The organism is Pedobacter sp. AW31-3R, assembly GCF_052180285.1.
Lineage (GTDB): Bacteria > Bacteroidota > Bacteroidia > Sphingobacteriales > Sphingobacteriaceae > Pedobacter.
The window spans coordinates 5,524,855-5,538,610 of sequence record NZ_CP197475.1; the positions used below are offsets into that span (position 1 = coordinate 5,524,855).

The following is a 13,756-nucleotide window of genomic DNA, read 5'->3' on the forward strand; positions in this document are numbered from 1 at the left end:
CAAAAACCTTTATCAAAGTAAAAGCCCGGGTAATTCCGGGCTTTTACTTTGATAAAGGTTGCGTTAAATATTAATATCCATAGTTTTGAACCAATTTGGGATGCTCTGTCAGCACCGATTTGGGATAAGGAAATAATTCCTTCTTATTGGGTTCAAAATAAGTAGCAAATCCATTCAATGTACCTGTGACAGCACCGGTAGAAGCATCATCGGTAATGGCATTTCTCCATTTCTTTTGTGTATACCCGCTTGTCGCCGGTATTTTCTCCGGAGAAAAGAATACGACCGATGGTTTTCCTCCGTAGGTATCCATGCTTTCAACTTCAGATACGCTTGTGGTCTGCTCATAGGCAGTAGCCTTCACATATATACTCAGCGGCACATTCACATAGGCCCCCTCTCCTTTAATAAACTGACGCAGTTTTGTACGGGTCTCGGTAAATTTCTCATCGATCAGGTTCCAGCGGATCAGGTCGTACTTACGTATCCCTTCCCCCCCAAATTCCAGCAAACGTTCTTTGACCAATGCCGTAAAGAAACCCTGTTTATCTGTCGGTGTCACAGGGATTGAACTTTCATAACCCGCATAAGCCCTGGTTTGCACCTCCTTTAAAGCGGCCACAGCCGTACCGGAAGGTGCACCATTTACCTCATTATCTGCTTCAGCATACATCAGCAGCACATCTGCAAAACGAAGCAAAGGCCAGTTGATCCCGAAATTCTGTGAGGTGGAACTTCCGTTGAATGAGGTCCATGATTTCCTGAATTTAGCATCTGTAAGACTATTCGAAGGGTTTAATATCTTCTTTGAATTGTCATTGATTTCAAATACACCTATGGTTACATCCCTCCGGCAATCCTTAGGATCAAACTCGTAAAAATAGGTCGGTATCGCATTCATTCCGCCACCGCCGCTGCCGAAGGTAGATTTTGAGTTGAAACGAATACCATTATAATACCCCAGCTTACTGTCTGTACTCGCATTGCTGCCAAAAGCAGCCACTTCAAACATCAGTTCATGGGTAACATCTGAAGTTCGTGAAGAACTATGCAACATTTTAAAAACATCTTCATAAACGGGATTCAGGGTATGCTCCGACCGGTGGTCCATGATATCCTTACACTCCTCCATAGCAATTTTATAAAAGCTAAGGTAATCTGAACGGCGCTCCATCAGGTGTGAGGCCGTGCGCAATGCATAGCCCCCTCGTGCCAGTGCAATTCTCGCCCTCAGACCTTTCACCGCGCCCTTTGTAAATCTGAAACTACCATAGGAGGTAATAGCGCTTCTCCATGGCAGCAGGTCTTCTGCAGTTTTAAGGTCTGCAATAATCTGATCATATGTGGCATCACGGTCCATATTTGGCATATACAAAGTTTCTGCATCGACAGCTGGAACAAACTGTGCCGGGACATCCCCCCAGTTACGAATCAGCTCATAAAAAAATTGTGCCCTCAGTGTCAATGCCTCCGCATAATATTGTTGCATTTGTGTTTTCTCTGCTGCTGTCCCATCGGTATATAACTTTGAAAGAGGGATGTATTTGATACACAGGTTAGCCCGTTCAATTCCTGCATACAGCTGTATAAAAGGATTTAATAAGTCCGTATTCCCAGGTATGGCTCCATACATACTAAGACCGCGGCGATCCGACGCACTGTAATTGCCCGAAGTTTTGAAATCATCCGCAGTTACCCCGAAAAGAGTGGAGATACGGCTTCCATACCCGTTATCTCCGCAAAGTTTATTATAAACACCTATGACCGCGGTATTGGTATAAGCAACATCCGCAAATATCACTTCAGGCGTTGAAGTGGAAGGAGACTCTATATCCAGGTATTTTTTACAGGAGGTAGCTATGCTTAAAGTACCTATAGCGATAACCATTAAGGTCATTTTTATTCGTTTCGTTCTCATCTGTATCAATGTTTAAATTAAAATACCATGTTAATACCGGCAAGGATAAATCTGCTGCGCGGATAGGCGGCATAATCTACCCCTGGAGTAAACGGATTGGATCTCCGCGTACTTGCTTCAGGATCGTATCCATCGTAACCGGTGATGGTCAATAAATTATTTACGGTACCGTATACCCTTAGTTTGGAGATCAGTTTACTGCGCTTTATAAATTTCTCTGGCAGTGAATACCCCAGCGTCACATTACTAATGCGCAGGAATGAGCCACTTTCTATGGCGAAAGAGGTCAGGTTATAATCACCCAGTGTAGGCGTCCAGTAAGTAGTATTGGCATTCATTGCGGTTAATGCAGCAGGATCTGTTACCTGTACGCCATTGGCATCAAAGTTTTTCCAGCGGTCGTTCATGATCGCTAAAAGGTTATTATCCCTCATGTTATATTGTGAAGTAAACTCCACCTTGTTTGCATTGTACACCTTACTGCCATAGGAGAAATTGACAAACACGGTAAGGTCGAAGTTTTTATAGGCAAACTGGTTATTGAACCCTCCGGTAAATTTAGGCTGTGCAGTACCCAATACGGTCTTATCATCTTCAGTAATCGTCATACTGGAAGAAGAGGATAGCTTTTTAACCTTCATATCACCGGGTTGCGGAGCCCTGTTGCCCAGTAACGTTGAATTATTCGGTACATCAGATTTTAGGGTATAGGTATACACTCCGGTAGTGGCATTCTGTGTATAGTTAAAATCAGCAACAGTATACCTTCCGTCCGATACATAACCGTAATACTGCCCCACAGGTTTACCCACTTCAACCAGATAGTCACCTAAGCTGTTCACCCAACCCGACTGGGTAATGTAGGAACTTACTCCATTCTGTAATTCCAGAATTTTATTTCTGTTAAAGGACAGGTTAAAAGAAGTACTGTAACTGAACCGGTCATTGTTCACCGCATTATAGGTCAGCTGGAACTCTATCCCTTTGTTTTGGGTTTTACCCACATTCTGCTGCTGGGTGAGATAACCAGTAGTTTGTGGAATATTTGCATTCAGCAGCAAATCCTGGGTACGGTTATCATACAGGTCCACACTGGCCGACAGTTTACTGTGGAAAAGGTCAATATCCAATCCAGCGTTGCGTGAAATATTGGTCTCCCAGGTAATATCGGGATTTGTTAATACTGTCCCGGTCACCACACCCGTAGTGATTGAGCCATCTGAAGCTGCATAACCACCGCTTACAGAATTGGCAGAAAATAAGATCCTGAATAAATCCTGCCCGATCCGGTTATTGCCCGCCGCACCATAACTTACCCTCAGCTTCAGATTATTCAGCCAGTTCAGCTCCATATCTTTCAGGAATTTTTCTTCAGTAATCCGCCATGCTACCTGTGCAGAAGGGAAATTACCCCATTGATTGCCTTTGGCGAACAAAGAAGATCCATCTCTCCTGAAATTCACTGTAGCCAGGTACCTCCCCTTATAACCATAGGATGCCCGGCCAAAGAAAGAAAGCTGTCTTGTTCCTGAAACCAGGGAAGTGGGTTTATCCTGTACAGAATTAACCGGTGGCTCTGCCCTTTGTGTACTGCCAAAAGCTTCATCGGCAGTAATGGATGCCGGGAACCATTTAATGATACTGCTATTGGATTTGATATCCACCTTATTCAACTCTTCTCCCACCAGGAGATCCAGTGTATGGTCCTCTCCAAGATCAGGCTTATAGTTTAAGGTATTGGTATTTAAAATGGTGATCTGACTACTGTTATCCAGCTGAATTGCCGGGAGGCTACCATTATTCCTGCCTACATAACTCACCACCCCATTGAATATATTTGTCTTACGGTCAGTAAAATTGGCTCCTATCGTTGTCCTGAAGGAGAGATTTTTAAGGATCTGGTAATTCAGGTAACCACTGCTGATCAAGTCATTGCGATAATCGTATTTCAGTTCATCGTTCGCGAGGGTTATGGGGTTCGTCAGGTAGGTAGTCAGGTAATCGGAATCAAACAGATCGCCACTTTCTCCCTCTCCCGCATAAGGCTGATACCGTACAGAATTTCTAAGCCTGTTCGTCGTTGTAGAGCCTGTACTGGAAGTACCTACCCCATCTATTCGCTGACGACTATACCTTACATTGATCCCTGTTCTCAATTTGTCTGAAATCTTATGGTCAAACCTGAAGGAGGCAAAGGTCCTTTTGAAACCTGAGTTCAGCATAATACCGTCTTCCTGGGTATTGTTCAGCGTAAAATTATAGGTGGTCTTATCCGTTCCCCCGGAAAGGTTAAGGATTTCCGTATCACTCCATGCACTGCGGCCGAAAACTTTATCCTGCCAATTGATATTTTCAAGGTTTTTATAGTTTGCCAAACTTTCAAAGGTTCCATACTTGTCAAGGAAAGTCTTTTTTACCTCATCGCTCGTATTGTTATGGTACAATTCATACTGATAGGAAACAAACTCATAAGGATTCATCACTTCCAGCGTATTGGTAATCTTCCTCACTCCGGAAAAGGCGTCAAAGGAAACGATGGTACGTCCGTTTTTCCCTCCCTTTGTCGTGATAATCACCACACCGTTAGCGCCACGACTTCCGTAAATGGCTGTTGAAGCCACATCTTTCAATACATCGATCTTCTCAATTTCATTGGGAGATAAAATAGAAAGGGCATTTTCCACCTGAATACCGTCTACAATATAAAGGGGTGCATTGTCACCGGTCAAAGAGCTTCCCCCCCTTACTTTCACCTGGATTTCTGCGCCGGGGCTGCCCTCTGTAGTGACCACGGAAACCCCTGCGAGCTTACCAGTTAGTGCCTGTGCCGCACTTCCAACTGGAAATGTAGCCAGGTCTTTACCGCTTAAGGAAGAAACAGATCCTGTCAGCGCTTCTTTCCTTACGGTACCATAACCGATGTTGACGATGTTCACTTCTTTCAGCGTGCTGGCATCTTCGGCCAATTTAATGTTTAGTACCTGCTGGCTGGTCACTGTGACCAGCTGGTTCTTATATCCGATGTAAGAAAAGGATAAAATGGCACCTTTGGCCGGGATGGTGATCTTAAAATGACCATTGCCATCCGTACTGACACCATTCTTCGTGTCTTTGATACTGACGCTTACGCCTACCAATGGTTGTCCATCGGACTGGTCAGTCACCGTACCTGTGAGTGGCCTGCTTTGGGCCTGTGCCCCGGCATTACCTGCAGTGAGGTAGAAAAATGCTAAAAATAGTATTACCCTGCTCATCATAAAAATTGATATTAGTCACTTATTTATGTAATAAAGAAAATTTCACGCGTTAACCGAGACCAAAAAGAAGATAAAAGTTAACGCTTGGCTTATATTTGTGCGACAATTCTACAAATTAAAAATTAACATTAATTTTATTTTAACAAAAGAAAATGTGCAATCGTTCCCGGTTGTGTAAATGGTTGTTTATCCTTAATTTTGACAATACTAAAAAGGGGTAATTATTTTTTGTACCTTGTACGAGCCGATATAAACATGAGAATTGAAACCGCTACGTTAAAAGACATTGCAAAAGCACTGGGATTATCTACATCAACAGTATCCAGGGCTTTAAGGGACCGTTATGAGATCAGTGAAGAGACGAAGAAACTGGTAGTGGCTTATGCTGACAAAATTAATTACCGTGCTAACCCCATTGCGCGGAGCTTAAAAGAGCGCAGAAGTTATTCTATTGGCATTATTGTAAGTGAAATTGCCAATAATTTCTTTTCCCAGGTCATTAATGGGATTGAATCCATTGCCTATAACAGGGACTACCATGTCATTATTTCTCAAACCCATGAATCCCACAAACAGGAAAAACTAACCGTAGAACATTTGGCTTCAAGGTCTATTGACGGATTACTGATTTCTCTTTCTGCAGAGACCCAGGATATCAGGTACCTGAAGGATCTATATGAAAAAGGTCTTCCGATTGTATTTTTCGACCGTGTACCCGATGATTTTGAAACCCATAAGGTAGTGGTCAATAACTTTAAAGGTGCATTTGATGTTACGGAACACCTGATTCAGTCGGGCAGCCGGGTAATTGCACATTTAACGGCTTCAGAAACGCTTTCCAATACCAAAGAACGTCTTGAAGGCTACAAGGCTGCACTCGCTAAACACCATATTGAGTTTAACCCTGACCTGGTCAAATATTGCCAGCATGGTGGAATGGTGGCTGAAGAAATGGATGATGCTGTAAAAGAGCTCCTGCTCCTGAAACCGGAAGGTATTTTTATTGCGAATGACAGGCTGACTACCGGTTGCCTTACTGCCATAAAAAATAGAGCACCGGAATCGGCACACCAGATCGCTATTGCAGGCTTCACCAATTCGAATGTGGTCAATTTATTTTCCCCTACTTTAACGTCAGTAAGGCAACCTGCCTTTGAAATGGGCAAGATCGCCACAGAACTGATTATTCAGATGATTGAAGCAAAACGGCCTATTACAGAATTCCAGACCAGGGTATTGGATACTGAAATCATCTCCTGACACAACGCTGCCCCAACCCGTGCTGAAAGCCCAGACAAACTATATACACTGATCCATGAATCGGATGTACCCGATTATCCCTGCAGGGACCTTTTTTCCGCAACAAGGCCTCAATCAGGAAGGAGATCAAACAAATAAGCATTAAAATCAAGTTAGAAATACAAAGCGAAAAACTATTCCCCTTCCTTTTGGTTATGTGTATACATACAAGAATGAGGATGGGCCATGAAAAAATATATACACCTGATAGAAGATAATGAAGACATAAGATATATAGTTGAGTACTTTCTGGCTGATTATGAATATCAAGTAACCGTTTCTGCAAATGTGAAAGAATTTCTTAGGGATGCAGCAGGCCCGGTTCCCGATCTGTACCTGGTGGATGTGATGCTCCCGGATGGAAATGGGCTGGAAATCTGCAGGCAGCTCAAAAGCGATGAAAGGACACAACATATCCCTGTGATGATCATGTCTGCACATTCCAATGAACACCATGTCAGGAAAGAATCCTGTGCAAATGATTTCATCAACAAACCCTTCGATCTGAATCACCTCATGCTGCGTATTGAAAGACTCCTCATGTGATACAATTCCCAGAACGGCTTACACATTTACTCTTTTTTTGCACACTTATTCTTTAAAGATTTACCCTTCTCTGAAAAGGCATGGCCCTATCAAAGATTTTGTCAGAATTAAATCATAAATTTAGATGGAATGATTTAGCTGATGACTATGGCCAGAGAAGAAAGTTCAACGCATAATACCCATAACTTTTTAACAGGAGAGGACATTTGTTCAGCATTCATTCGGAACACCGACTGGTCGCACACTTCCCTGGGAGCTGTGGAAGACTGGCCGAAAAGTCTTAAAACGACACTTAATATTGTGCTGAACGCGCAGGTTCCGATGTTTCTTTTCTGGGGGCCCAATCTTATACAGTTTTTCAATACGGCGCTTGTTCCCGTATTTGGCCAGGATCCTAAGCTACAAGAATTCCTGGGACAACCCGGAGGGGATTTGTGGATGCCCGATGATATATTTGTCAAAGTATTGATTGATGAAGTATTGAGTACCGGTACGGCATCACTGACCTACGATAAGCGGATCACGATCTTCAGAAACGGCAGATCAGAAGATGTGTACTGGTCCTGCAGTTATAATCCCGTAATTGATGATGAGGGCAGCATTAACGGGGTTTTCATCACCTGCTTTGAAGTTTCCGGAAAGACAGGCTATCAGCGATATATTGAAGAACGCAATGAAAACAGGGTATCGGCCATGATGAAGACCCATCTCGCGGTATTCAATGCGGAAGAAAGATTACGTCTGGCTACCGAGGCTACGGGAATTGGAAGCTGGGACATAGATCTGCGGCAAAATACAATTATCTATACCCCTACCTTAATGGAATTATTCGGCCTGGACAGGGATACCATGATCAACCTGAATGAAATCAGCAGCCTTGTTCATCCCGAGGATAAAGCCATCGTAGATAATGCCTTTACCAATGCTTTGGTGACCGGACAGTACCGGTATGAAGCCAGGCTGTTGTGGCCGGATGAATCTGTCCATTGGATCAGTACCAATGGCAGGATAATCTTTGATGAACAGGACTATCCCAGCAGACTATTGGGCACCACTATAGACATCACCGAAAATAAGATAGAACAACTGCAGAAAAATGATTTCATCGCCATCGCCAGCCACGAATTAAAAACACCACTGACTTCCATTAAAGCCTATTTGCAAATGCTGAAAATGGAAAATGCAGTGAAAGACCCTGAATATGTGCTGAATATTGCCGGTCGTGCAGAAAAACAGGTGATCAAAATGACCAAGCTGATTTACAGTTTCCTTGATATGTCAAGAATTGAATCTGGAAATATCGATTTATCCATCGCCCCATTCATGATTGATGAACTGATCCAGGAGGTCATCAAAGACTACCTGATCCACACCAATAGCCATCAGCTATTGTTTACCCCAGGAATTACAGAACCCATTGAAGCCGACCGTTCCAGGATTGGCCAGGTCATTGACAACCTGATCAGCAATGCCATTAAATATTCACCACTGAGCAAGTCCATTGAAATCAGCTCCACCACCTTTGGTGAAGAGGCTGTTGTTTCTGTGAGGGATCATGGCATAGGCATAGACACCAGGCACCAGGAAAAGGTATTCGAACGATTTTACAGGGCTGATGACCAGAAAGCCAGGAATGCTTCCGGATTTGGAATAGGCCTTTACCTGAGCGCAGATATTCTGAAAAGACACCATGGTGGGATCTGGGTAGAAAGCGACCATGGAAACGGCTCTACTTTTCACTTTAGCCTCCCTTTGACCCGCCCATAATTTACATTATTCTGTTTATTTATATGACGAATATCTTAAACAGTTCTTATATTTGACTATGTCTAAACTTATACAGGTCATAGAAGATGATGAAGCCATTCGGGATGTCATCGAATATATCTTGCAGGAATCTGAATTTGATGTTACTGTTGCTGCGAATGCCAAAGAGTTTAAAATTAATTTATTAAATTCTTTGCCCGATCTGATCCTAATGGATGTAAAATTGCCCGATGGCGATGGCATACAACTCTGCAGACAACTGAAACAGAGCCTGGAAACGAGAAATATTCCCGTGATTATCATGTCTGCCCATGCACCTGCAGAGCAAAGCAGCAAAGACGCCTTTGCAGATGATTTCATCAGTAAACCCTTCGATCTGGATGATTTATTAAGGCGGATTGAAGCACAATTGGCCTGATCACCTTATTGCCCGATATTGCCCGACCATTTTAATTGCCTGATTAATCGACCAGTGTATTGAACTTGGATTCAATATGGTTTTTAGCCAGTTTCTGAAAATCATCCGGTGATTGTCCGGTTTGTTTCTTGAAGAACCTGCTAAAGTACGGACGGTCAGTAAATCCGAGCTCATAGGCAATTTCCTTCAATGTATTTTCACTGTGAATGATCTTCCGTTTCGCCTCAAGGATAATCCGGTCATGGATCAGCTGCATCCCTGTTTTATCCAGCTTTTCTTTCAAAATCTGATTTAGGCGTTTCGCACTTATTCCCAGCTTATCCGCATAATATTCAGCATTCCGTTCCTCCAGGTAATTCTCCTCCAATAAGATCATAAATTCGTATACCCGTTTCTGGTTGACGTCCTGGCTGGTGAAAACATGCTCTTTGATCCGGATAAGTTTCAGCAAAAACACCTTCAGCAATGCCTTTAAAATCACAAAGCTATGGTGTTGCCCCAGGTATTCCTCTTCCAGCAGCTGATAAATTTTAGACAGTTCAGCTGCGGTGTCCACACTGAGTGGCAGGCAGGAAAATTCACCCTGTATATTGAAGATCTTAAAAATATCCAGATAAAACTCCTTGTCTTCCTCTTCCAGAAAGTCGCGTTTAAAAGATAACAACACCCCATTTTTCCCTGCCTTATTCAGTTGGTGTACACGATAGGGGGGAATGAGGTAAATCCAGTCGCCAGGCCCGGACTCCTCCTGATCTTTGATCGTGTGCAGGGCGAATTCATTTTGCAGCCATACAATTTCAAAGAAATCCTTCCTGCCGGGATCATTCAGGTAACTTGGCGGACAGTTCGCAAGATTACGGATATAGATAAGCGATTGCTCCAGTCCAAGTGTATTGTTCATATTTTTTATTTTCTGCTTTTTAAGGGTATACCGGAATGCCGGTTCATATGGCCTCGCCGTTCAGGATAAAATGTCCGAAGAAAGCTTATTGAAAACCACCTTCTGTTTACATTTCCTGACCGCAGATTCAAATATAAAGTTTAAGCCATTAATGGGTTGGACTATTTGGAAATTATGGTGTATTTATGTCTAAACCACAGTTTTTTATGGCATTTCCATGATTTTTGAGGACCAATGTTTCCATATAGTCCCACATAATGCGCACATAGTGTAAGGTGATCGGTAAAAGAAGCGGATACCTTTGCTTCAGATAAAAACAAAGACATGAGCACGACCAATCCAACTACTTTATCTGCGGAACTGCAGTCCAACCTGCAACTGATCCTGGAAGAGAACCAAAGGCTGATCAAACAAATGGACTATGACCGTATGGCTGAGATTATTCCTTTTATCCGGCGGGCGGACAGCATCTTCCTTGCCGGTGCCGGAAGATCGGGGTTGGCTTTACGTGCGGCCGCCATGCGCCTGATGCATTTCGGGCTTAAGGTATTTGTTGTGGGCGAAACTACGACTCCTGCGATAAAGCAGGGAGATTTACTCATCGCAGCTTCAGGATCCGGAACAACGAGTACGATTGTACGCGCTGCAGAAAAAGCAAAAGCTTCAGGAGCTGAAGTCGTTGCCCTGTCTACCACTACAGATTCTCCATTGGCAAAACTATCGGCACTGGTACTGATCCTTCCGGCGGCACAGAAAGAAGACCACGGAAAAAGTATTTCGGAACAATATGCAGGCAGTCTTTTTGAACAAGCGCTGTTGTTACTTACCGATGCTATTTTCCAGACCCTGTGGGGAATAGACAATGAACCCGCCGAAGAGATGTGGAAGCGGCATGCCAACCTGGAATAAACAGGTTATGGCTCCAATAAATGGAATGGCCTCTTCGGGCGCAATTCAAAAAACACAAATTACGAATACAATTAAATTATATACATTATGGCTAAATTACAAGTTGCGATAGACTTATTAACAACAGAAGATGCATTGGCTTTAGCGGCTAAGATTGCACCTTATATTGACATTATTGAACTGGGTACTCCATTAATTAAAAACATGGGTATCGGTGTGGTTACAGCCATGAAAGAAGCACATCCTGATAAATTGGTTTTTGCAGATTTAAAAACGATGGATGCCGGTGAATTGGAAGCTGACATTGCTTTCAAAGCAGGTGCAGATCTAGTGACTGTTTTGGGTGCTGCAGGTAATGCAACTATTGCCGGAGCAATCAAAGCAGGTAAAGCGCATGGCAAAGGTGTTGTTGTAGATACCATTGGTGTGGCTGACCGTGTTAAACGTGCACAGGAAGTTACGGAATTAGGCGTTGAGTTTGTTGAACTCCATGCAGGTTTAGATGAGCAATGGACAGAAGGATATTCTATCCAGGTATTAATTGATGAAGCTGCCCGTGCAGGCGTTCCAGTATCTATTGCTGGTGGTGTGAACCTGAACAATGTACAGGCGGTGATTAAGGCGGGTGCAATTGTTGCTGTTGCCGGTGCTGCGATCTACGGTGCAGAAGATCCTGCTGCAGCTGCAAAAGCATTGCGTGAAGCAATTGATGCAGTTTAATCAATGCTGATGTTACAGTATAGGAAATAAAAATTTCAATATACGGAATAAAAAACGGGCGATTCCTCTTCAGGTGATCGCCCGTTTTTTTACAGGTAAATTCATACGGATTTTTTTCTTTTTCCGGAAATAAGTTTAATTTTATAGGTAACTGCTAATGACCTCATTTGGAACAAATTTTGCTGTTGAAATATAAACACTATTTAACCCAATATAACTAGCTATGACCAAACGGATACACGTACTTGAAGACGACAATGATATCAGTTTTATCATTGAATATCTTTTGAAAAACGAAGGGTATGAATTACAGATTTCGTCTACGGTAAGCGAACTGAAAAGTAAATTACGGGACTCACTGCCTGACCTATTTATTATTGATGTGATGCTTCCTGATGGCAACGGCATAGAAATCTGTGACGATCTTAAGAATGATCTGTTTACGAAACACATTCCGGTTATTGTCATGTCTGCCAATCCACGCAGCAAACAGATGAGTACACAGGCTTGTGCAGATGATTACATCAGCAAACCCTTTGACGTGGATGACGTCGTCAAAAGAATCAATAACCTCCTGGTAAAGAAGACAGCATAAGTAAAGGCTTTGCAGGAGAACCTGTAAAACCCTTTCTTTTTATACCTTTTCTTTTTTCAGGTAAGCTACAATTAATTTAGCCGTTTTACCAGAGGCACCGGGATTGCCCATCAATTCCGCTAATACGTTATAGCTTTCCAGCATTTCTGCCCTTTTACTGCCGCTTAACAATCCTTTCAGCTGGTCTGCGATCTTATCGGTCGTACAATCTTCCTGTATCAGCTCAGTCACCACAGCACGGTTCATGATCAGGTTGACCAGTGAGATAAACTTTATTTTCACCAGTAAACGTGCAATGGCAATACTAATTTTCCCTCCCTTGTAGACCACTACCTGCGGAACTTTAAACAGTGCCGTTTCTAAAGTGGCCGTTCCGGAAGCGACCACTGCAGCCTTTGCGACATGCAACAAGTCATAGGTCTGCGAGAACACCAGCTTTACGTTTGCCGAAGATCCCATAAATTGCCGGTAATAATCCGCACTGAAACTTGGTGCGGCTGCAATGACAAACTGCTGATCGGGAAACCGGGCAGTCACACTTAACATATCGGGTAGTAAACGCTCTATTTCCTGCTTGCGGCTGCCAGGGAGCAAAGCGATGAGATCGGCTGCAGACAGCTTATTCTTCTGGCGGAAATCCGGCTGGGGAACAAACAACGCCTTTTCATCCAGCAAAGGGTTTCCAACATAATCCACTTCCATTCCCCATTCCTTATAGAAATCCACTTCAAATGGCAGAATACAGAACATCTTGTCGACCACCTTCCTGATTTTAAGTACCCGTTTCTGGTTCCAGGCCCAAACCTTTGGGGAGATATAATAACATACCCTTATCCCCTTTTCCTTCGCAAAACCGGCTATCTTCAAATTGAATCCGGGAAAATCTATGAGGACCAGCACATCGGGTTGCCAAGCCTGTATATCAGCCTTACAGGCCTTCATGTTTTTTAAGATCGTACGCAGGTTCAGGATGACTTCCGTGAAGCCCATAAAAGCCATTTCAGCATAATGCTTCACTAAAGTTCCTCCTTCAGACTGCATTTTATCGCCGCCATAATACCTGAACTCTGCTTCGGGATCTTCTGCCTTCAATGCTTTGATCAGGTTGGCCCCATGGAGATCTCCCGAGGCTTCACCGGCTACAAGGTAATACTTCATTACTGCGATATTTTATAGATAAAAAACAGGAAAGCCCAGATAAAGGTGGCACTCAGCACACCCCTCCCTGTATGCTCTTTATTGATTTTAAAAAAGTATTTCAATAGCAGGGCATTGACACCTATACATCCGATCAGAAGTAAATCTGCCTTGGCCAGAAAAGCAAACCGGTGCATGATCAGCCAAACGATGGATACCAGTACCCCCGGAATCGCGACACCTATTCCAAAACCTGCCCAAACTGTATTTCTAATCCGCTTTATCATCA

General features: G+C 43.2%; 12 protein-coding genes. 7 read left to right on the forward strand and 5 right to left on the reverse strand.

Annotated elements, in window-relative coordinates; all coding sequences use genetic code 11:
• Window positions 1–70: 70 nt before the first annotated feature.
• Window positions 71–1,918 carry a RagB/SusD family nutrient uptake outer membrane protein gene (locus ACSBL2_RS22595; RefSeq protein ID WP_442588828.1) on the reverse strand — a complete coding sequence of 616 codons (1,848 nt, stop codon included), beginning with the start codon at window positions 1,916–1,918 and terminating at the stop codon, window positions 71–73.
• Between the two features lie 17 nt (window positions 1,919–1,935).
• The gene (locus ACSBL2_RS22600; protein ID WP_442588829.1) at window positions 1,936–5,175 is read right to left on the reverse strand and encodes a SusC/RagA family TonB-linked outer membrane protein; all 3,240 of its coding nucleotides are present in this window, start codon (window positions 5,173–5,175) and stop codon (window positions 1,936–1,938) included.
• Window positions 5,176–5,430: 255 nt separating this feature from the next.
• Between ACSBL2_RS22600 and ACSBL2_RS22605 the strand changes: the two genes are divergently transcribed.
• The 4 genes from ACSBL2_RS22605 (at window position 5,431) to ACSBL2_RS22620 (ending at window position 9,205) form a co-directional block, all read left to right on the forward strand.
• Window positions 5,431–6,435 (forward strand): LacI family DNA-binding transcriptional regulator, encoded by a 1,005-nt coding sequence (locus tag ACSBL2_RS22605; protein ID WP_442588830.1) that lies wholly within the window; start codon window positions 5,431–5,433, stop codon window positions 6,433–6,435.
• 225 nt (window positions 6,436–6,660) lie between these two features.
• Window positions 6,661–7,020, forward strand: a complete 360-nt coding sequence (locus ACSBL2_RS22610) for a response regulator transcription factor (RefSeq protein WP_442588831.1) — start codon at window positions 6,661–6,663, stop codon at window positions 7,018–7,020.
• Between the two features lie 147 nt (window positions 7,021–7,167).
• Window positions 7,168–8,787 carry a PAS domain-containing sensor histidine kinase gene (locus ACSBL2_RS22615; RefSeq protein WP_442588832.1) on the forward strand — a complete coding sequence of 540 codons (1,620 nt, stop codon included), beginning with the start codon at window positions 7,168–7,170 and terminating at the stop codon, window positions 8,785–8,787.
• Window positions 8,788–8,845: 58 nt separating this feature from the next.
• The gene (locus ACSBL2_RS22620) at window positions 8,846–9,205 is read left to right on the forward strand and encodes a response regulator transcription factor (protein ID WP_442588833.1); all 360 of its coding nucleotides are present in this window, start codon (window positions 8,846–8,848) and stop codon (window positions 9,203–9,205) included.
• Window positions 9,206–9,248: 43 nt separating this feature from the next.
• On the opposite strand, the gene ACSBL2_RS22625 is transcribed toward ACSBL2_RS22620, so the two are convergent.
• Window positions 9,249–10,106, reverse strand: coding sequence for a helix-turn-helix domain-containing protein (locus tag ACSBL2_RS22625; protein WP_442588834.1), 858 nt, complete (start codon window positions 10,104–10,106; stop codon window positions 9,249–9,251).
• A gap of 324 nt (window positions 10,107–10,430) precedes the next feature.
• On the opposite strand from ACSBL2_RS22625, the gene hxlB reads away from it, so the two are divergent.
• The 3 genes from hxlB (at window position 10,431) to ACSBL2_RS22640 (ending at window position 12,330) form a co-directional block, all read left to right on the forward strand.
• Window positions 10,431–11,015 carry a 6-phospho-3-hexuloisomerase gene (gene hxlB, locus ACSBL2_RS22630; protein WP_442588835.1) on the forward strand — a complete coding sequence of 195 codons (585 nt, stop codon included), beginning with the start codon at window positions 10,431–10,433 and terminating at the stop codon, window positions 11,013–11,015.
• A gap of 87 nt (window positions 11,016–11,102) precedes the next feature.
• On the forward strand, window positions 11,103–11,735 hold the full coding sequence (gene hxlA / locus ACSBL2_RS22635) for a 3-hexulose-6-phosphate synthase (RefSeq protein WP_442588836.1): 633 nt from the start codon (window positions 11,103–11,105) through the stop codon (window positions 11,733–11,735).
• A gap of 223 nt (window positions 11,736–11,958) precedes the next feature.
• Entirely contained in the window at window positions 11,959–12,330 is a 372-nt protein-coding gene (locus tag ACSBL2_RS22640; RefSeq protein ID WP_442588837.1) for a response regulator transcription factor, read from the forward strand.
• 39 nt (window positions 12,331–12,369) lie between these two features.
• Here ACSBL2_RS22640 and lpxB read toward each other — a convergent pair whose 3' ends face one another.
• Both lpxB and ACSBL2_RS22650 read right to left on the reverse strand, forming a co-directional pair.
• Window positions 12,370–13,488, reverse strand: coding sequence for a lipid-A-disaccharide synthase (gene lpxB, locus ACSBL2_RS22645; RefSeq protein ID WP_442588838.1), 1,119 nt, complete (start codon window positions 13,486–13,488; stop codon window positions 12,370–12,372).
• Window positions 13,488–13,754, reverse strand: coding sequence for a stationary phase survival protein SurE (locus ACSBL2_RS22650; protein WP_442588839.1), 267 nt, complete (start codon window positions 13,752–13,754; stop codon window positions 13,488–13,490). The genes lpxB and ACSBL2_RS22650 overlap by 1 nt, the downstream gene beginning before the upstream one ends.
• Window positions 13,755–13,756: the final 2 nt, after the last annotated feature.